Origin of the sequence: Mesorhizobium sp. M0239 (assembly GCF_040321815.1) — a bacterium.
Lineage (GTDB): Bacteria > Pseudomonadota > Alphaproteobacteria > Rhizobiales > Rhizobiaceae > Mesorhizobium.
In genome coordinates this window covers 74142-93730 of sequence record NZ_JAMYSG010000027.1, presented here as the reverse complement: position 1 = coordinate 93730, position 19589 = coordinate 74142, and the positions used below count along the sequence as shown (strand labels likewise).

21 protein-coding genes are annotated in these 19589 nt (G+C 63.8%); 15 read left to right on the top strand and 6 right to left on the bottom strand.

The window, feature by feature from the left end; all coding sequences use genetic code 11:
- Positions 1 to 1567: ATP-dependent helicase HrpB (gene hrpB / locus NKI99_RS25590; protein ID WP_352612515.1), on the bottom strand; the 1567-nt coding region annotated here is incomplete at its 3' end.
- A gap of 47 nt (positions 1568 to 1614) precedes the next feature.
- Positions 1615 to 2505, bottom strand: a complete 891-nt coding sequence (locus NKI99_RS25585; protein WP_023811623.1) for a DMT family transporter — start codon at positions 2503 to 2505, stop codon at positions 1615 to 1617.
- A 28-nt stretch (positions 2506 to 2533) separates the two neighbouring features.
- Between NKI99_RS25585 and NKI99_RS25580 the strand changes: the two genes are divergently transcribed.
- From NKI99_RS25580 to NKI99_RS25510, 15 genes are all read left to right on the top strand, one after another.
- Positions 2534 to 3223: a PIG-L deacetylase family protein gene (locus NKI99_RS25580; protein ID WP_023811622.1), complete on the top strand. Its 690-nt coding sequence runs from the start codon at positions 2534 to 2536 to the stop codon at positions 3221 to 3223.
- A gap of 277 nt (positions 3224 to 3500) precedes the next feature.
- Positions 3501 to 4832, top strand: coding sequence for an ABC transporter substrate-binding protein (locus NKI99_RS25575; RefSeq protein ID WP_023811621.1), 1332 nt, complete (start codon positions 3501 to 3503; stop codon positions 4830 to 4832).
- Between the two features lie 112 nt (positions 4833 to 4944).
- Positions 4945 to 5892: a carbohydrate ABC transporter permease gene (locus NKI99_RS25570; RefSeq protein WP_023811620.1), complete on the top strand. Its 948-nt coding sequence runs from the start codon at positions 4945 to 4947 to the stop codon at positions 5890 to 5892.
- Positions 5889 to 6839 carry a carbohydrate ABC transporter permease gene (locus NKI99_RS25565; protein ID WP_023811619.1) on the top strand — a complete coding sequence of 317 codons (951 nt, stop codon included), beginning with the start codon at positions 5889 to 5891 and terminating at the stop codon, positions 6837 to 6839. Before NKI99_RS25570 ends, NKI99_RS25565 begins: the two co-directional genes overlap by 4 nt.
- Positions 6836 to 7042, top strand: coding sequence for a hypothetical protein (locus tag NKI99_RS25560; RefSeq protein WP_031213400.1), 207 nt, complete (start codon positions 6836 to 6838; stop codon positions 7040 to 7042). The genes NKI99_RS25565 and NKI99_RS25560 overlap by 4 nt, the downstream gene beginning before the upstream one ends.
- 2 nt (positions 7043 to 7044) lie before the next feature.
- Positions 7045 to 8157: an ABC transporter ATP-binding protein gene (locus tag NKI99_RS25555; protein ID WP_352612513.1), complete on the top strand. Its 1113-nt coding sequence runs from the start codon at positions 7045 to 7047 to the stop codon at positions 8155 to 8157.
- The gene (locus tag NKI99_RS25550) at positions 8150 to 9163 is read left to right on the top strand and encodes an ABC transporter ATP-binding protein (RefSeq protein ID WP_352612511.1); all 1014 of its coding nucleotides are present in this window, start codon (positions 8150 to 8152) and stop codon (positions 9161 to 9163) included. Before NKI99_RS25555 ends, NKI99_RS25550 begins: the two co-directional genes overlap by 8 nt.
- A 55-nt stretch (positions 9164 to 9218) precedes the next feature.
- On the top strand, positions 9219 to 10862 hold the full coding sequence (locus tag NKI99_RS25545) for a dihydroxyacetone kinase subunit DhaK (RefSeq protein ID WP_352612509.1): 1644 nt from the start codon (positions 9219 to 9221) through the stop codon (positions 10860 to 10862).
- 72 nt (positions 10863 to 10934) lie between these two features.
- Positions 10935 to 11537 (top strand): dihydroxyacetone kinase subunit DhaL, encoded by a 603-nt coding sequence (gene dhaL / locus NKI99_RS25540; protein ID WP_023811614.1) that lies wholly within the window; start codon positions 10935 to 10937, stop codon positions 11535 to 11537.
- Positions 11534 to 11923 (top strand): dihydroxyacetone kinase phosphoryl donor subunit DhaM, encoded by a 390-nt coding sequence (gene dhaM, locus NKI99_RS25535; protein ID WP_013528085.1) that lies wholly within the window; start codon positions 11534 to 11536, stop codon positions 11921 to 11923. The genes dhaL and dhaM overlap by 4 nt, the downstream gene beginning before the upstream one ends.
- 21 nt (positions 11924 to 11944) lie before the next feature.
- Positions 11945 to 12247 (top strand): HPr family phosphocarrier protein, encoded by a 303-nt coding sequence (locus NKI99_RS25530; protein ID WP_023811613.1) that lies wholly within the window; start codon positions 11945 to 11947, stop codon positions 12245 to 12247.
- Positions 12231 to 13817, top strand: a complete 1587-nt coding sequence (gene ptsP / locus NKI99_RS25525; RefSeq protein ID WP_352612507.1) for a phosphoenolpyruvate--protein phosphotransferase — start codon at positions 12231 to 12233, stop codon at positions 13815 to 13817. The genes NKI99_RS25530 and ptsP overlap by 17 nt, the downstream gene beginning before the upstream one ends.
- An 11-nt stretch (positions 13818 to 13828) precedes the next feature.
- On the top strand, positions 13829 to 14251 hold the full coding sequence (locus NKI99_RS25520; RefSeq protein ID WP_352612506.1) for a hypothetical protein: 423 nt from the start codon (positions 13829 to 13831) through the stop codon (positions 14249 to 14251).
- A gap of 146 nt (positions 14252 to 14397) precedes the next feature.
- Positions 14398 to 15384: a dihydroxyacetone kinase subunit DhaK gene (gene dhaK, locus NKI99_RS25515; RefSeq protein WP_352612504.1), complete on the top strand. Its 987-nt coding sequence runs from the start codon at positions 14398 to 14400 to the stop codon at positions 15382 to 15384.
- A gap of 63 nt (positions 15385 to 15447) precedes the next feature.
- Positions 15448 to 16467, top strand: coding sequence for a nucleotidyltransferase family protein (locus NKI99_RS25510; protein ID WP_352612502.1), 1020 nt, complete (start codon positions 15448 to 15450; stop codon positions 16465 to 16467).
- Between the two features lie 8 nt (positions 16468 to 16475).
- Here NKI99_RS25510 and NKI99_RS25505 read toward each other — a convergent pair whose 3' ends face one another.
- The 4 genes from NKI99_RS25505 to NKI99_RS25490 form a co-directional block, all read right to left on the bottom strand.
- Positions 16476 to 17462 (bottom strand): phosphoenolpyruvate carboxykinase (ATP), encoded by a 987-nt coding sequence (locus tag NKI99_RS25505; protein WP_352612500.1) that lies wholly within the window; start codon positions 17460 to 17462, stop codon positions 16476 to 16478.
- Positions 17459 to 17893 (bottom strand): lasso peptide biosynthesis B2 protein, encoded by a 435-nt coding sequence (locus NKI99_RS25500; RefSeq protein WP_023811607.1) that lies wholly within the window; start codon positions 17891 to 17893, stop codon positions 17459 to 17461. Before NKI99_RS25500 ends, NKI99_RS25505 begins: the two co-directional genes overlap by 4 nt.
- A complete protein-coding gene (locus tag NKI99_RS25495; protein WP_352612498.1) occupies positions 17893 to 18378 on the bottom strand; it encodes a PqqD family protein in 486 nt (161 codons plus the stop codon). Before NKI99_RS25495 ends, NKI99_RS25500 begins: the two co-directional genes overlap by 1 nt.
- 244 nt (positions 18379 to 18622) lie before the next feature.
- Positions 18623 to 19405 carry a DUF2259 domain-containing protein gene (locus NKI99_RS25490; RefSeq protein WP_352612497.1) on the bottom strand — a complete coding sequence of 261 codons (783 nt, stop codon included), beginning with the start codon at positions 19403 to 19405 and terminating at the stop codon, positions 18623 to 18625.
- Positions 19406 to 19589: the final 184 nt, after the last annotated feature.

Here is a 19589-nt window from a genome sequence, read left to right as displayed (position 1 = left end):
GGAGAGGGGGTGGGTGTGCAGCGCTCGGCCTACCCCCACCCGGCTCCGCTTCGCGTATCGACCCTCCCCACAAGGGGGAGGGTGAAGAGGTGCCGGCCTGCCGCGCCAGCCGTTCGGCGAGCTGCTTGGCGGCGGTAGCGCGCGGAGATCTTTCCCCACGAAAGCGCATCAGCCGTCGCTCCAGATCGGCGCCGTCGCCACCAAGACCGCGTTCGGTGAGCAGCACCGCAAGCATCGCCGCTTCGAAGGCATGGCCGCTGCCGGCTGCCTCGGCAACCATGTGCGCCAACCGCACCGGCAGAGCGAGCTTGCGCATCGCTGCACCCGCCTCCGTCAGGCGGCCCGTCTCGTCGACGGCATCCAGCGCGCGCAGCAGTGCCCTTGCCTCACTAAGGGCCGGAACAGGCGGCGGATCGAGAAAGGCGAGCCCTGCCGGATCGGCAACGCCAAAGGCAGCGCAATCGAGCAGCAGTCCGGACAGATCGGCCTCGAGGATTTCCGGCGGCGTGAAAGCGGGAAGTGCAGCCGTCTGCTCGGCCCGCCACAGCCGGATGGCGACGCCAGCCTGCGTGCGCCCGGCACGGCCGGCGCGCTGGTCGGCGGAAGCCTTGCTGACACGCACGGTTTCCAGCCGGGTGAGGCCGCTGGCCGGCTCATAGCGCGGCAGGCGCGACAGGCCGGAATCGATGACGACGCGCACACCGTCGATGGTGATCGAGGTTTCGGCGATCGAGGTGGCCAGCACCACCTTGCGGCGGCCTGAAGGCGCCGGCTTGATCGCGGCGTCCTGCGCCTTGCCGTCGAGCATGCCGTAGAGCGGCACGATGTCGGTTTCAGTGCCGACCTTGCCGGCCAGCCGCTCGGCGGTTCGCTCGATCTCGCGTTGGCCGGGCAGGAAGGCAAGCACGCTGCCGATCTCGTCGGCAAGGGCTGTGCGGATCGCCTTGGCCATCGCGTCCTCGATGGCAATGCCGGTAGGGCGCTCGTCGTAGCGGATGTCGACAGGAAAGGCGCGCCCCTCGCTCTCGATCACCGGCGCACCCGACAGCAGTTTCGCGACCCGCGCGCCGTCGAGCGTTGCCGACATCACAGCCAAGCGCAGGTCCGGCCGCAGCGCACCCTGCACGTCGAGCGCCAGTGCGAGCCCAAAATCGCCATCGAGCGAACGCTCGTGGAATTCGTCGAAAATGACAGCCGAAACGCCGGGCAATTCGGGATCGTCGAGGATCATGCGCGCCAGCACGCCTTCGGTGACGACTACGATCCTGGTCTTTGCCGAAATGCGGTTTTCCATGCGCATGGCATAGCCGACGGTGGCGCCAGGTTCCTCACCAAGCAATTCAGCCATCCGGCGGGCGGCGGCGCGGGCGGCGAGGCGGCGCGGTTCAAGCAGGATGATCTTGCCGGCGCCGAGCCAAGGCGCGTCAAGCAGCGCCAGCGGCACCAGCGTCGTCTTGCCGGCGCCCGGCGGCGCCACCAGCACGGCGCTGTTGCCATGGCCGAGCGCTTCCCTCAGCGCCGGCAGCACGGCAGATACAGGAAGCTCCGGCAGGGGTTTTGTGGTCATGGCGCCCGCATATCAGCGGTTGTGGCCACGGCGCAACCAGAGACGGTTCAAAGCCGGGTGCGCGAAAACGGGTTCCAGCGCACGGTGCCCAGCCGCGCTTCCTCCCGCACCATGGTCAACAGGCCGGCGCCGCCAACGACCGCCAGACCAACCAGCGACAGCCCGTCCGGATATTCCTGGAAGAACAACGCGCCGAGGACCACCGCCCAGGCGATCTGCGAATAATGCGTCGGCGCAACGCGGTTGGCGGGCGCGTATTTCATGGCCAGCAGTTGAAGGAATTGTCCACCTGCGGTGAAGGCTCCGGCCATTGCCAGCCACAGCAACTGCTTTCCGCTGGGAACAGTGAAGGCGGTGGCGGCGGCACCGATGCCGTTGAACAGCAGGCCGCAACCGACCAGCACGCCGAGCATGGTGGTGCGCTTTTCCTGCTGCGCCAGCGAGCGCATCAGGATGACGCTGATGGCGGCGAGGAAGGCAACGCCGAAGGCGGCAAGATGGCCGAGATTGAGCTCGCGAAAGCCAGGCCGCACCACCAGCATGACACCGGCAAAACCGGCGACCACCGCCAGCCAGCGCCAGGGGCCGACCTTCTCCTTGAGGATCACCGTGGAGAGGATGGTGACGCAGAGCGGCGCCAGGAAGATCAGCGCATAGGACTCGGCCAGCGGAATGGTGGTGAAGGCGTAGACGCTGAGCACGCCGGAAGCGATACCCGCCCAGGCGCGCGCCTGCACCGCCCATGGCCTTTTGGTGCGCCAGAAATCGCGCCAGCGTTCGCCCGCAGGTCGCGTGAAGAATAGGAAGAAGCCCGCGAACAAGGTTATGAAAAAGCCGATCTCGAAGATCGTGAGCTGACCGCCCAGGCTTTTGACAACGGCATCGCTGCCCGAATAGCTTGCGTAGGCGATCAGGGCGAGCAGGATTCCGTTCGTCACGTTGTTCCAGTTCCGGGGAGAGAGTGATTTGAAAATCCTAGCGCTCGGTGCGCATCCGGACGACATCGAGATCTTCATGTTCGGTACGATGGCCGCCTATGCCGCGCAAGGCGCAGAGCTCACTTTTGCCATGGCCACGGATGGTGCCAGGGGCGGCACGAGTGATCCCGCTGTTCTCGCTCGTGTCCGTCGCGATGAAGCAACGGCCGCGGCTGCGCTGGTAGGCGCAATGCCACGCTTCCTCGACTTCCCGGACGGCGAGTTGGTGGCCGATGCAGCGCTGATCGGAGCTCTGAAAGCACTGATTGGTCAAACCGGCCCGGATCTGGTGATCACGCATGCGCCCAACGACTATCACGCCGACCATCGCGCGCTGTCGGACGGCGTGCGCATCGCGGCGTCTTTCGCCGTCCCGGTGCTGCATGCCGACACGATGGGCGGCACCGGTTTTTCGCCGACGCACTACGTCGACATTTCCGGGTATGCCGACGTCAAAGCTGAGGCGATCCGAATGCATCAGTCGCAGGATCCCGACCGCTTCGTCGACATCGCGCGGACACAGAACGCCTTTCGCGCCGGCCAGTGCAACAGCGCGCAAGGCTCATCGGCCGAAGCGTTCCGTTTCGAACCGTCGTTCCCGTTCGCCGATATCCGCGCGCTGCTGCCGCCGGCGCCGCCAATCCGCAAGGTGATGGTGAGCACCAGAAGGGTGGATTGAAAACCGAGGCTGCCCCACGTCCTGGTCAGAATCGGCCTGAAGAGCTTCGGTAGGCCGACCAGCGACCCGCGCTTTTCCCAAGGTTTTCAGACATCGCCATAAGCATGCTGCGGCGCAGCAACGAATTCGCTTGCCTTGTTTAGTAAAAATTGCATCACTAAACAAATTACTAAACATCCGCAGCGTGACCGCGCCGCCATGTTTGGGCCCCTGAGGAGAGGGGTTGAGGGCTTTTTGAAACCGTCATCCGGGCGCGTTTCGCAAATGGGAGGAAGTCATGAAATCGAGCTTGAAACTGGCGTTGGGACTGACCTCGGCGATCACAGCGTCGACAGCCGTCTCGAATGTCGCGCACGCTGAAGACCTGACGCTGTGCTGGGCCGCTTGGGACCCGGCCAACGCGCTTGTCGAACTGTCCAAGGATTTTACCAAGGAAACCGGCATCGGCATGAAATTCGAGTTCGTGCCGTGGACCAATTATGCAGACCGTTTCCTCAACGAGCTGAATTCGCACGGCAAATTGTGCGACCTGATCATCGGCGACAGCCAGTGGATCGGCGGTTCGGCCGAGAACGGCCACTACGTCAAGCTGAACGACTTCTTCGACAAGGAGAAGATCAGCATGGACGACTTCGTGCCGGCAACCGTCGTCGGCTATTCGGAATGGCCGAAGAACACGCCGAACTACTGGGCGCTGCCAGCCATGGGCGACGTCGTCGGCTGGACCTATCGCAAGGACTGGTTCTCCAAGCCGGAGCTGCAGAAGGAATTCAAGGAGAAGTACGGCTGGGATCTCGGTCCGCCGACCACCTTCGACCAGTTGAAGCAGGTCGCCGAGTTCTTCCAGAAGCGCGAGATTGACGGCAAGACCGTCTACGGCGCCTCGATCTATACCGAGCGCGGCTCGGAAGGCATCACCATGGGCGCCATGGACGTGCTCTACAGCTACGGCTTCCAGTACGAAAACCCGAAGAAGCCCTACGAGATGGAAGGCTTCGTCAACTCCGACAAGTCGGTGAAGGGCCTGGAATTCTACAAGGCGCTTTATGATTGCTGTACCCCTCCGGGCGCGTCGAACAGCTACATGGGCGAAGGCGTCGATGCCTTCAAATCCGGCCAGGTGGCGATGCACATGAACTTCGCCTTCACATGGCCGGGCCTGCAGAAGGACGAGAATGTCGGCGGCGACAAGATCGGCTACTTCGTCAACCCGAAGGGTCCCGACGGTGAGCAGTTCGCCCAGCTCGGCGGCCAGGGCATCTCGGTAGTGTCCTATTCCGACAAGCAGGAGGCGGCGCTGAAATACATCAAGTGGTTCGCCAACAAGGACGTGCAGGCCAAATGGTGGTCCCTCGGCGGCTATTCCTGCCTCAACGCGGTGGTCAAGGATCCGAAGTTCCCGGCCAGCCAGCCCTACGCGCAGACCTTCCTCGACTCGATGGCCATCGTGAAGGACTTCTGGGCCGAGCCGAGCTACGCACCGCTGCTGCAGGCTTCGCAGAAACGCTTCCATGACTATGTCGTGGCCGGCCAGGGCTCGGCCAAGGATGCGCTCGACGGCCTGGTCAAGGACTGGACGCAGGTCTTCCAGGACGACGGCAAGATGTAACCCCGGCTCCTCCCGAGCTAGGGCCCTAGCGTCCCGTGCCGCCCTTGGCACGGGACGCAGTTCAGATAAATTCCATGACAGAGACGACCAAGTGACCGAAGCAGGACTCACCATGCTCAATCGGACTGCGGAGAACGTTGCCCGGGCGACCCCGGAACCGTTGGCCGGCAAGGTCCGGGGCATCAGCGACAAGGGCCTCGCCTGGCTGTTCATCTCGCCGACGATCCTGTTGCTGCTGGCCATCAACATCTTTCCGCTGTTCTGGGCGATCTATCTGTCGTTCACCAACTACCGGGCCAACCGGCCGAACGAGGTGGTGAAGAATCTCGGCTTCGCCAACTACCAGCGCATCCTCGGCGACAAGGATATCTGGATCGCCATGCAGACGACGGCGCATTTCGTGTTCTGGACCATCCTGTTGCAGACGCTGATCGGCTTCACGCTGGCCTGGCTGATCGACAGGAAGTTTCGCGGCCATGCCTTCTGGACGACGCTGATCCTGGTGCCGATGATGCTGTCGCCGGCGGTGGTCGGCAATTTCTGGCGCTTCCTCTACGAGCCACAGATCGGCCTGTTCGCCTACGCCATCTCCTTCGTCACGAGGATCCCGCCAACCGATATCCAGATGCTCTCCAACGTGTCGCTGGCGCCGTGGTCTATCATCATCGTCGACACGTGGATGTGGACGCCCTACGTGATGCTGATCTGCCTCGCCGGCTTACGCTCGATCCCCGAATACATCTACGAGGCGGCCGAGGTCGACCGCGCCTCCAACTGGCGGCAGTTCTGGTCGATCACGCTGCCGATGGCGCTGCCCTTCATCATGCTGGCGGTGCTGTTTCGCGGCATCGAGAACTTCAAGATGTTCGACATGGTCAACCTCTTGACCGGCGGTGGGCCGGGCTCGACCACCGAGGTCGCCTCGATCACGCTGAAGCGGCAGGCTTTTGAGAGCTGGCGCACCGGCTACTCCTCGGCCTTCGCCATCATCCTGTTCGTCGCGGTGTTCGGGCTGGCCAACATCTACGTCAAGGCGCTCAACAAGGTGAAGCAGAGATGAGCCTGACCACTGCCCACTCGGTCGTCGCACCGTCCACGAATTCGAAGCGCATCGCCGGCACGATCATCGTGCTCTACGCGCTGATCTCGATCGTGCCGCTGCTGTGGATCTTCGCCACCAGCTTCAAGACGCCGCCGGATTCGATCGCCTATCCGCCCAAGATCCTGTTCCAGCCCAGCCTCGAAGGCTACTGCAATCTGTTCACGACGCGGACGCGGCAGACGCCGGAATACATCAACTCGCTGGGTCCCGCGACGGGCTTCTGCGACGAGACCACGCGCAAGCGCAACATGGTGATCGCCGGCCCGTCCAACTTCCTGCCGCGCTTCGTCAATTCGCTGATCATCGCCTTCGGTTCGACCTTCTGCGCCGTGTTCCTCGGCACGCTGTCTGCCTATGGCTTCTCGCGCTTCAAGGTGCCGCTCGCCGACGACCTTTTGTTCTTCATCCTGTCGACGCGCTTCATGCCGCCGATCGCTGTCGCCATTCCGATCTACCTGATGTACCGCGAGCTTGGCTTGTCGGACACGGCGCTCGGCATGATCCTGCTCTACACGGCAGTCAATGTGTCGCTGGCTGTATGGCTGCTGAAAGGCTTCATCGATGAGATCCCGCGCGAATATGAGGAGGCGGCGATGATCGACGGCTATACGCGGCTGCAGGCCTTCTGGCGCACAGTGCTGCCGCAGGCGACGACCGGCATTGCCGCGACCGCCATCTTCTGCCTGATCTTCGCCTGGAACGAGTATGCGTTCGCGGCACTCCTGACTTCCGGCACCGCGCAGACTGCGCCGCCCTTCATCCCGACCATCATCGGCGAAGGCGGCCAGGACTGGCCGGCGGTGGCGGCAGGCACGACGATCTTCCTGGTGCCGATCCTGGTCTTCACCATTCTGCTTCGCAAGCAATTGCTGCGCGGCATCACCTTCGGTGCGGTGCGCAAATGAGCATGACCAAGCCACAGAAAAGCAAATCGCGCTGGCCGGTCTGGGCGAGGCGCGGGCTGATGGAAAACATCGCGACGGCACTAATCGCCATCGGCTTCCTGATGCTGTTCCAGCCCTTCGCGCTGTCGCTCTACACCTATTCCTTCATCACCATGCTCGCCGGCACCGTGATGTTCATCATCGTCTCGAAATTCCCGGAATAATCATGGCCGAAATTCGCGTCCAGCACCTGAGAAAGGCCTTCGGCGATTTCGTCGCCGTGCAGGATTCCAACTTCGTCGTCGAGGATGGCGAGTTCTTCGTCATGCTCGGCCCGTCGGGCTGCGGCAAAACGACGACCTTGCGCATGATCGCGGGGCTCGAATTGCCGACCGGCGGCCAGATCCTGCTCGGCGGCGACGACGTCACCATGCTGCGGGCCCGCGAGCGCGACATCGCCTTCGTCTTCCAGCTCTTCGCGCTCTATCCGCACATGAATGTGCGCAAGAACATCGGCTTCCCGCTCCTGGCGCAAGGCATGCCTTCGGCCGAAATCCGCACCCGTGTCGAGGAGACGGCGAAGCTGCTGCGCATCGACCATCTGCTCAACAAATCCGTCTCCGGCCTGGCCGGCGGCGACCGCCAGCGCGTCGCGCTCGGCCGCGCCATCGTGCGGCGGCCAAAATGCTTCCTGATGGATGAGCCGCTCGGCACGCTCGACACCGAATTCCGCGATCTGATGGTCCGCGAGCTGCGCGAGCTGCACAACCGCATCCACGCCACGACGGTCTATGTCACGCACGACCAGATGGAAGCGATGTCGATGGCCGACAAGATCGCGGTGATGAACCATGGTGTCATCGAACAATTCGGAAGCCCACGCGAAATCTACGACCGCCCGGCGACCATGTTCGTCGCCGACTTCATCGGCTCGCCGCCGATGAATTTTCTGGGTTTTGGCGGCGGGCTGGCCAAAGGCGCCAGGGAGATCATCGTGCAAGGTGCGAAGGTCGCGGTGCCGGAGGTGCGAGAGGACATCGCACCCAGCGACATGGCCCTTGGCATCCGCCCGGAGCACATACGCTTCGACGACGCCTCCAAGCTGCGCGGCGCCATCTATGGCACCGAATATCTCGGCACCACGCAGATCGTCGCAGTCGAAACGGCGGACGGTATCATCAAGGCACGCGTGCCGGCCGAAATCCGGCTCTCCACCGGCGACCATGTCGGCCTGACGCTGAGCAGCGCGCGGCTATCGCTGTTCGAGAAGGGATCGGGCCGCGCGGTGAGAACCGCAATCCATGATGTCGCCTCGGAGCGGAGGACCCAGCATGGCTGAGGTGCACATCAAGAACGTGACCAAGAGTTTCGGCGATCATGCCGCCGTCAACGGCCTCGATCTGCATATATCAGATGGCGAGTTCGTCGTGCTGCTCGGGCCGACGGGGGCAGGCAAGACGACGACGCTGCGGCTCATCGCCGGTTTGGAACGGCCGGATTCCGGCATGATCGAGATTGGGGGCCACAATGCCACGACACTGTCGCCGGCCGAGCGCGACACGGCCTTCGTTTTCCAGCAATATTCGCTCTATCCCCACCTCTCGGTGTTCGACAATCTCGCCTTCCCGCTGCGCTCGCCGGCGCGGAAAATGCCGGAAGACCAGATCCGCCGCCGGGTCGAGGAGGTGGCCAGGATGGTGCGCATCCATCACAAGCTCGCCAATCGCTCGACCAAGCTTTCGGGCGGCGAAATGCAGCGCGTTGCCATCGGCCGGGCGCTGGTGCGCAAGCCTTCGATCTACCTGATGGACGAGCCGCTGTCGTCGCTCGATGCCAAGCTGCGCGGCGATCTCAGGCTCGAGCTGAAGCGCATCCAGACCGAACTCGGCGCCACCATGCTTTATGTCACGCATGATCAGATCGAGGCGATGACCATGGCCGACCGTATCGGCATCCTTGCCGATGGCGTGCTGGTGCAGATCGGTTCGCCGCGCACCATCTATTCCGAGCCGGCAAACCTGCATGTCGCGGCAAGGCTCGGCCAGCCGGCGATCAATCTTCTGCCAACCGGACTGCTGCCTGACGGCGGCGCACCGGCCGGGACCAAGACGATCGGCGCGCGCACCGAACATCTTTCGATCGCGAAGGCCGCGAATGGTCACGCCGACGGCGTTGTCGACTGGGTGGAGCATCTCGGTGATCAGAACCATTTGCATGTGACGGTAGGGACCAAGAAACTGGTGACGCTGACCGATCCCGACACGGATCTGGCGCAGGGCGACAGAGTGGTGATCCGCTACCGGGCGCCGCTGTATTTCGACGCCGATGGACAGCGATTGATGTGAGCGGTTTTCGGTGATTCAGCACCGGTTTTGACTTTGCCAGTACGGGACGAATTCGATGAAGCACTTTTTCAATCGCAGGGAAACGATCGTCACCGAGGCGCTCGACGGCCTGTTACGGACCATTGGCTCCGGCGATCTCGCGCGCCTCGACGGCTATCCCGAGATCAAGGTCATCCTGCGCACCGACTGGGACAGGACGAAAGTCAGCGTCGTCTCCGGCGGCGGGGCCGGGCACGAACCGTCCCATGCCGGCTTCGTCGGCAAGGGCATGCTGACGGCGGCGGTTTCGGGCGAGATCTTTGCCTCGCCAAGCGTCGAGGCGGTGCTGGCAGCGATTCGCGCGGTCACCGGTTCGGCCGGCTGCCTGCTGATCGTCAAGAACTACACCGGCGACCGTCTCAATTTCGGCCTCGCGGCAGAGAAGGCGCGCGCCGAGGGTTTTGCCGTCGAGATGGTGATCGTCGCCGACGACATCGCGCTGCCCGACATTGCCCAGCCGCGCGGCGTTGCCGGCACCTTGTTCGTCCACAAGATATCAGGCCACCTGTCGGAGACCGGGCACGATCTTGCCGATATAGCGGCTGTCGCGCGAGCGGCAGCGAAGGACGTTGTTTCGCTCGGCATGTCGCTGTCGTCCTGCTCGATTCCGGGCCAGCCGCACGAAGACAGGTTCGGCGAGAACGATGGCGAGCTCGGCCTCGGCATCCATGGCGAGCCGGGCGTCGAGCGGATTGCGGTGCAGAGCGCCGACAGGCTGGTGGCGATCATGGCGGCGCGCCTAGCGGCACGGCTTGATCCCAAGGCCGGCCACGCCTTGCTGATCAATAATCTCGGTTCGGTGCCGCCGCTCGAAATGTCCGTTATCGCCAACGCAGTGCTTGCCTCGCCGCTGGCCAAAACCATCAAGCTGGCGATCGGCCCGGGCCCGCTGATGACGGCGCTCAACATGAACGGCTTCTCGCTGTCGCTGATCCGGCTCGACCCCGCGCGCGAGACGGCCTTGCAGGCGCCGGTCGGTCCGCACGCCTGGATGCCGGCAAAGCCGGTTGTGCCGCCTGCCGTGGTGCCGATGGCGAAAGCGGCCGGACAGAGCGCGGCACGCAAGCCCAGCCAGGATGCACGGACCCGCTCTCTTCTCGTCACCATCTGCGAACGACTGATCGCGCTGGAAACCACGTTGAACGGGCTCGACGCCAAGGCGGGCGACGGCGACACGGGCTCGACGGTGGCGACCGGCGCGCGCAGCATCCTCAAGCGGCTTGATGCGCTGCCGCTTGCCGAGCCGGCGGCGACCCTTGGCGCGATGGGCGACATTCTGAGCGCCTCGATGGGCGGCTCCAGCGGCGTGCTGCTGTCGATCTTCTTCACGGCGGCGGCGCAGGCTCTGGATAGCGGCGCGAGCTTGGCCAAGGCGCTGCTTGCCGGCCTTGAGCGGATGACCTTTTATGGCGGCGCAAGGATGGGGGATCGTACAATGGTCGATGCCCTGGAGCCTGCCCTCAGAGCGCTCGATGCCAAGAGCCTGGACGAAGCGGCTATCGCGGCTCGCCATGGTGCCGAGGCCACCGCTGCCATGGACAGGGCAAAATCCGGGCGGTCCGCCTATGTCGGCAGCAAGCTGCAAGGCGTGGCCGACCCCGGCGCCTATGCAGTGGCCGAGGTTTTCGCGGCGGCGGCCGCGCTCCATGAAGCGGCTTGATTCATGCTCCAGTTGTCGAATGAGCGTTCTTTCGATACTGCGGGCGGCATGGAAACCGGGAATGCGGGTGACATGGCGGCATTGAACCTTGCCCGGCTGATCGCGGCCGCTGCGGATACCATTGCCGCTCACGCCGAGGAGTTGACGGCGCTCGACCAGGCGATCGGCGACGGCGACCACGGGCTGAACATGAAGCGCGGCTTCGAGGCCGTGCGCGCCGAAGCCGAAGCATTTTCGGCCAAACCGCTGCCCGATGCCCTGAAGGCGATCGGCACCAAGCTGGTGATGACGGTCGGCGGCGCCTCCGGCCCGCTATTCGGCACCCTGTTCCTGGCGCTCGGCAAGGAGATTTCAGCGGCGCCTAATCGCGCCAATCTGACGGCAGCGTTCGGCAAGGCGATCGAAGCGGTGGCCGCGCGGGGCAAATCGCAGATCGGACAAAAAACCCTGCTCGACGTGCTGCAGCCGGTGCATGACGCGCTGCTGCAGGGAAAGACAGCTCTTGAAATCGCCGATATCGCCGACGCGGCGGCCGAGGCGACCGTGCCTATGAAAGCCTTGCGTGGCCGCGCCTCGTTCCTTGGCGACCGCTCGATCGGCCACATGGATGCCGGTGCACGTTCGACCGCGCTTCTGGTGCGCACGATCGTCGAAACGTTGGAAGGTCAGCCATGAGCAATGTCGGCATCGTCATCGTTTCGCATTCGCCGCTGGTTGCCGAGGGCACGGCCGACATGGTGCGCCAGATGGTGGGCGACGAAGTGCCGCTTGCATGGTGCGGCGGAAACGGCCATGGCGGGCTCGGCACCAATGTCGAGGCGATCATGGGCGCCATCGACAAGGCCTGGTCGGAAGCCGGTGTCGCCATTCTGGTCGATCTCGGCGGTGCCGAGACCAACTCGGAAATGGCGGTGGAGATGATCGGCGAGCCACGCTCGCACAAGATCATCGTCTGCAACGCCCCGATCGTCGAAGGCGCGGTGATGGCGGCGACCGAGGCCTCAGGCGGCGCCTCGCTCAGGGAAGTGGTGGCGACGGCGCACGAATTGTCGCCGTCGTGAGTGAACGGGAAGCTTGAAGACATGTCCGCATCCGCCGAAGCGACCGTTGTCGTCACCCACGAGGTGGGCCTGCACGCGCGTCCTTCGGTGAAGTTCACCAAGCTGGCCAAGACTTTCGCCGCCGAGGTGGAAATAGCGCTGGCCGCCAACGGGCCATGGTTCGACGCCAAGAGCATCGTCAAGGTGATGGCGGCCAAGGCGCCGAAAGGCACGCTGCTGCATATCAGGGCCAGCGGCGACGGCGCCGATGATGCCGTCGATGCGCTGGTCGAGCTGGTGCGCCGCGATTTCGACGAAGGCACGGACCATGTCCGAACCGCTTAGGCTGCAAGGCATTTCGGCCTCGGCCGGCTATGCCGAAGGGCCGCTGTTCGATCTCGACCAGACTGTCGGCTCCTATGTCGGCAAAGAAACGGCCGACGACGAGAAGGCGGCGCTCGAAACCGCAATCGCCATCGCGGCGGGCCGCCTCACCGCATTGATAGACGCGGCTGAAGGCGACGCCGCCGACATCCTCGAGTTCCAGATCGCCATGCTGGAAGATGATGCGCTGAGCAGCCCGGCCTTTGCCGCTATCCACGCCGGCCAGCCGGCCGATCAGGCATGGCGGCAGGCGCTCGACGCCGAAATCGCCGGCTACGATGCTTCCGACCAGGATTACTTTCGCGCACGTGCCGCCGACATACGCGACATCAGGGATCAGGTGCTGCGGGCACTGACCGAGGCTGGTGACGTCCAGGTTCCAGCCGGCGCCATTCTCTACGGCGAGGACATCGCGCCGACGCGCTTTCTCGAATCCGACTGGAGCAGCGGCGGCGGCATCGCGCTGAAGGCGGGCAGCACAGCCAGCCACGTCGCCATGCTGGCGCGCTCGCGCGGCGTGCCCATGATAGTCGGGCTTGGTGCTTTGCCGGCTCACTTTGCCGGCATTGCACTGCTCGATGCCGAACATGGCGGCATCGTGCTGTTGCCGTCCAAGGCTGAAATCGACGCCTTCCGCCAATTGTCTTCGTCGTTCACGGTGCGCCGCGACCAAGCCGGGACTTTCCTGGCGCGGCCGGCGGCGACCAGGACCGGCACGCCGGTACGCGTGCAGGTCAACATCGCCGACCCGTCCGAAGTCGACGGCATCGACATCGCCACCTGCGACGGTGTCGGCCTGATGCGCACCGAATTCCTGTTCGGCAAGTCGCTGCCGGATGAGGAGACGCAGTATCGCGCCTATCGCAAGGTGCTGGAATGGGCCTGTGAAAAACCGGTGACGATCCGCACCGTCGATGCCGGCGGCGACAAGCCGGTGCCCGGCTTCACCGTCGAGGAGAGCAATCCGTTCCTCGGCCTGCGCGGAATCAGGCTGTCGCTGGCAAGGCCGGAGGTATTTCGTGTACAGATCCGGGCACTGCTGCGCGCCGCGGTGCACGGCAATCTGAAAGTGATGTTTCCGATGGTCGCCATTTTGGAGGAATACCGACAGGCAGCGGCGATGTTCGCCGAGGAGCAGGCCGCACTTGCCGCGCGCGGCATCGCGCACAAGATGCCGCCGCTTGGCATCATGGTCGAGGTGCCTTCGGTGGCGATCGTGCCGGAAGCCTTTACTGATGCCGCCTTCTTCTCGATCGGCTCCAATGACCTCACCCAGTATGTCATGGCGGCCGCCCGCGACAACGCTGCCGTGGCGCATCTCAATTCGGTCCGTCATCCAGCCGTGCTGCGGCTGATCGCTGCCGTGACCGCGTTTGGCGAACGAGAAAAAATACCGGTCAGCCTGTGCGGCGATGCCGGCGGCGATCCCGCCTCGATACCGTCACTGCTCGAGGCCGGCCTGCGCGATCTTTCCGTCGCTCCGGCGCAACTCGCCATGGCCAAGGCAGCCATCGCGGACGTTTCTGTCTAGGCGCGGCTGGCATGGTCGACATCAAACCCGAACCTGGCTCCGAGGAGGCGATCCGCGCCTACAAGACGATCCTGTCGCACGTCATCGACCAGCGCCCATCCGGCATGCGCCAGCGCCTGGCCGATGCGCTTGGCAAGCACCGCAGCTTCGTCACGCAGATCTCCAGTCCAGCCTATTCGATCCCGATTCCGTCAAAACATTTGCCAGCTATCTTTTCCGTCTGCCATTTCAGCCCGGCCGAGCGCGACCAGTTTCTCGCCGCCTATCACCAGGCGCATCCAGGCAAGATGTCGATCGCATCAGGCATGCGCAAGACCCGGCATGTTTCGCTGATCGTGCCGGATTTCGGAGACGACAAGCAGAATGCCGCGCTCGACAGGGCGGTGAACGATTTTATCCAGAAGATCACCAGCATCACCGGCAAAGGTAGCTGATCGAACTCTTTGTTTACGCAATTCCGGACAGAAAACCGCGACGCACTTTTCCTGGAATTGCTTTGTTTTACGCAATTCCGAACGGAAAACCGCGACACACTTTTCCTGGAATTGCTTTGGAAGGCCTATTTCGGGAGGAGACGATCGTGAAGAAGTTCATGAACTCGGTGGACACGGTGCTGACCGAGAGCCTCGACGGATTCGTGGCCGCCCATGCCGACATCCTGGTGCTTGGCGACGCGCACAGATTCATCCGGCGCAAGACCTTGCGGCCGGGCAAGGTGGCGCTGATCTCGGGCGGCGGCTCCGGCCACGAGCCGCTGCATGGCGGCTTTGTCGGTCACGGCATGCTGGACGCCGCCTGCCCCGGCCAGGTGTTCACCTCGCCGACACCGGACCAGATGCTGGCGGCGGCGCAAGCCGTCGACACCGGCGCCGGCTGCCTGTTCATCGTCAAGAACTATGAGGGCGACGTGATGAACTTCGACATGGCGGCCGAGATGTCGGAAGGCGTCCAGCAGATCGTGACCAATGACGATGTCGCTGTCGAGAATTCTTCTTATACGACCGGCCGGCGTGGCGTCGCCGGCACGCTGGTGGTGGAAAAGATCGTCGGCGCGGCGGCCGAACATGGCTTGGCGCTGGCGCCGTTGAAGGCGCTGGGCGACCGCGTCAACACGGCCACCCGCTCGATGGGCGTGGCGCTGACAAGTTGCACCGTGCCGGCGGCGGGCAAGCCGACTTTCGATATCGGCGATGGCGAGATGGAGTTCGGCGTCGGCATCCATGGCGAGCCCGGCCGCCGGCGCGACACGTTGAAAAGCGCCGATGCGATCGCGCAGGAGATCTGTGCCGCGATCCTGGGCGATCTCGGGGACAGGGCGAAGGGTCCGGCGCTGCTGTTCGTCAACGGCTTCGGCGGCACGCCGCTGATGGAACTCTATCTGATGTACAACAGCGCACGGCTGATCTTCGAGACGCATGGCGTGACGGTGGCCCGTTCGCTGGTCGGCTCCTACGTCACTTCGCTCGACATGGCCGGCTGCTCGATCACGCTGACCATGCTCGACGACGAAACGACCGGATTTTGGGATGCGCCGGTACACACGGCAGCGCTGCGCTGGGGTATGTAAAGCTGGCTTCCACCCTGCTTTTCTGCAACATCTTTCCCTTCAATCGCAACATTGTCCGGGTTGATGCTGCCACCGCTTACCCCTGCCGAAGAAAAGCTGCTGCTGCGCTACGCAGATCCGGAAGCGCCGACTGTCGACGTCGATAATTTGTCGGCAACGACGCTGATGTCGCTGCTCGACAACGCCGAATTCCATGGCGTCCTGCCGATCATGCTGCGCAAGCTCAGCGGCGACGCGCAACTGCCATCGGATCAGGAGCTGGGAGACAAACTGGAGGACCTGCGCCAGAAAGCGACGATCGCCACCGGCCAGTCGATGCTGTTGAAGTATCATGGCGACCGCATCATGAAGGGACTGGCGGCGGACAATGTTCCGGCGCGGATCGTCAAGGGGCCGGTCTTCGCGCGAAAGCTCTACCGCAACGTCGCCGACAGGCCGTTCACCGATATCGACATCCTCGTCGAACCCGCCAATCTGGCCAGGGCAAACCGGGTGATCGCGGCATGCGGCTTCGAGCTTGGCAGCAACGAGGCCGAATCCTACGAATTGCAGGAATTCAAATGGCTCGAAAAGGAGAATTCCAGCCTGCTGGTCGAACTGCATGGCGACCTCGTGCATGACACCGGCATGCGGCGGCGCCTGTCGCTGGGTTTGCCTGAATTGCGCGCCATCGACGGCGAGGCGACCGACACGCCGGCGGCTCTTCTGACGATCGCCATCGTTCACGCCGCCGGCGGCCACAAATTCCACCGGCTGCAGCTTTGCGTCGACGTGCTGCAAGGCGTGCGGGCGCTGCAATCACCCGAAGCGGAAGCACGCCTCTTCGACGCTGCCCGTATCACCGGCATCGAGCTCGAGTTGGCAATCGTGCTCGATGTGACCGGCCAGTTGTTCGACGAGAGCCGCGCGCTCGAACTCGCCGGCCGCATCAAACCCGATCTCTCCATACGGCTGGCCAGGCGGTTGATCACCACGAATACGCTGCTCGGCGTCAATTCCAGGGACAAGCTTGGTTCGCGCCTACGCCGCGACGCCTTCCGCTGGATCCAACGGCTGGCCAGGGCCAGACCGCACGCTGCTTGATCGGCTGTTCAGTCCCGCGTCGTCAGAGCAGCGCTGATCAGCGCCGCAGCGTCAGCCGGGCGCGCGCCCACCTCCAGCCGGAAGGTCGGCACCGCATTGACCAGCCCGCCGATGGTTGCCAGCCGGCGCTTCTGCATGGGCAGCAGCCCGGTCATGCCCGTGCGGACATTGTCCACTGCCAGCGCCACCATTGCGTCGGTCCCGGCCATAGCGACGAGCCGGGTCTGGCTGTCGGCGGAACGCGCCAGGTGCAGGAGGGCCGCCACCGGCCGGGCGGTCGCGTTTTCGACCCGAACGATCCCACTCAGCCTTTCAAGCGGGACGGGCTGTTCGCTGTTGCGATCCCACGTCTGGCCAAGGCATCGCGCCACCTGCGGGATCATTTCGGCAGTCTTCTGGTGGATTTTTACGGCGCGCGGCAAGCCCCAGGCGACGACCTTGCCAGAAGCGACATTCAGGATCATGGCGTCGTCGGAGCAGAGGCCAAAGCCCTGTGTTGCCAGCGCGAGCGACGTCGTGGTCTTGCCGGTGCCGCTCGGAGCATGGATCAGCACCACCGCATCGCTGTCCGGCAACGTCAAGCCGGCAGTGTGCAGCATATGCTGGCCGCCGGCGTCGAGCGCGGCGTCGAGCACCAGCATTGCCGGTGTCCACGCGGCTTTCGCGCCAGGGCGGATCCGGAGTTCGGCCCAGCCCGCCACGCCATTGATGGCAACGGTCTGACGCTCGGGAAAGACCAGATGGATGATACCACCATCCTCGATCATCCGGCAGTGACCATCCTCCGGCACCTCGCCATCGAAGACGAGGGATCCGTTGGGTGCCTCGTCCAAGGTGACTGTCTCGGCGATCTCGAGACGAAAGTCCGGCTCGACGGGTTCCGCGATACGCAGGCTGCCCAGCATCCGGTCGAAATCCTGCCACAGCTCGGGGCGCTCGGCCGATATGCCAAGGATCAGGCCGTTGAGGCCATAGCAGGCTGAAGGTCTGGTCAAGCGGGGCGCGCCTTTACGGCATCGGCATGATGACGATAGATTTCGACCATGCCGGGAAGCTTGTCGCTGACCACCGGCCTGCCATCGAGGCAGACCCAGCAATGCGCTGCCAGGCGCTGCGCTTGCATCGACTGCGGATCGACGCCGAAGCGCAGGTCCGGATCGAAACCGGCTAGGCGCAGGAAACGATGACCTAGCAGACCCTCCCTCAGGCACCTGCGGTCACGCATCAGCCAGGGATGGCGGACGGCGCGGTTGACACTCGCGACGATGTAGGCGGACGGCAGACCGCGATAGGGCGTCGACGAGGCGAGCGGCGCCCATTTGAGCACCTCCTCGAAGCTCCGGTTGGTGACAAGGACCGGCATCAGCCGCGCGCTTGCCCAGAGATGGCAGCGAAACAGAGCGCGCAGGAGCGGGCCGTCAGCCATCAAGCACCTGGCGCGGCGAGGATACCTTCAGAGATCAGATCCGTGGCAAGTGCCGCCATGTCCTGATCGAGCGTCCCCTTGTCAACCTCGAACTCCTCGCAAAGCAGGTCGACGATCTGGTCGAGGTTGCGCGCGCCGTCCACCTTGTCGAGAAAGGCTTCGGTCGTGCCGTTGCATGTATAAAGCTGGCCGCTGCGCGCCAAAAGCACGACTGCGCCATCGCCCACATGCTGCACGGAGGCATCCTCGGCTAGCCGCAGAACGGTTCCAGAGACTATTTCCACCACGCCCCTCCAAGCCATGTTCATCCCGGAAATCAGATAGCGCGGAGGTGGAGCGCTGTCTATCAGCCGATCATGGGAGCCCAGTGGACGGGACCAACGGCTTTGCTGACAGATTCTCCGCCCCAGTCGCGTTAGAACCTGCTCGGTTGCGCCTTCCCGGCCGCATTCGTCCCAGAAATAGTCATCGATGAAACGTGACAAGCAGCGGGCCTGCCGGCAGCGGACGTTGCATTTCTTCCCCTAAGTAAGGTAAAACCTGTCCGGGTATTGGGGAGATAGCGTATGCGTTACAATTGGGAGCGAGCTCCGACGAGCTTCGAACGTCACAGAAAAGCGCTGGCTACAGCCATTTTGATCGCTGGCGGCATTGGCTTCATGCTTGTGGCCCTGCCGATCTAGAAACAACCTTCAGACACAGCGGCTGCCGGCGCCTGGGCGCAACCTCTCAGCGTGGCTGCCCGGTCACCGCGAGGAAGCGACGATCGCGCCCCTCGAAACCCTGGCTGAAACGCTGGACCAGCACGACGATCACCGCCGGCTTGCCGGCCGGGGTGAATTGGTAGGATTCCGACAGGCTGTAGGAGGTCGGGCAGTTTCTTGAGCCCGGCACGGTCCTGTCCTCGTGCAGGATCTTGATCGGCTTGCCATCCTGGCCTTGCAGCGTCAGCCGGAAGCCGAGCGCCTTGCCTGCCTTCTCACCTTGAAGTGGCTTTTCACCTTGAAGTGCCTGGTCGCCTTGCTGCTTCGCATCGAAACTCGCCGAACAATCGGTCGCGCTGGCCGCCAGAATTTCGTCGAGCTGGATGGTCGAAATGCCTGTTTCGCCGTGGAGCGGCGACAGCCATTTCCGCGACGCCTGTTCGAGGCGGGAGATGTCGTTGTAGGCAACCATTTCGCCCGGGAAGGTGAACTTGTCGGAAGCGGCCTGCTCGGCCACAGATGTGATCGCATATTGGGCGAGAACGGGCGCTGCCTGAGCGGCGGCCTGCGCCCTCGCCTGCTCCAGGGTCAGTGTCGCTTCCTCCGTCTCGTCGACGACGAGGATCGGCTTGCCGCCAACCACCTGATCCGTACGGGTATCGATGATATCGATCTGCGACCAGCCGGAGTCCGAGGCGCCGGGGTCGAGCGTTCCGTATTGCTCGAAGGCGAAATAAGCGCCATCCGGCGAAAAGCCGATGATGTGCCGTGCCGCGGCATCGCCGGCTTCAGCGGTTCCGGTGGACATAGCAAGTAGGGCGCCCGTGACCGATGATTGCGCAAAGCGCCCGATGAACCGCACAGCAGCAAACATCACCAACCCCAATCCTGTCTCGCAATTCATAGCTGCTTGCCCCCAAGCGCCAGGTCGATGCCGTCGCCACAATGGCGTGGATTTGCGGCCAAGGTTAGAGCGCGCTATCTGGAAGGAA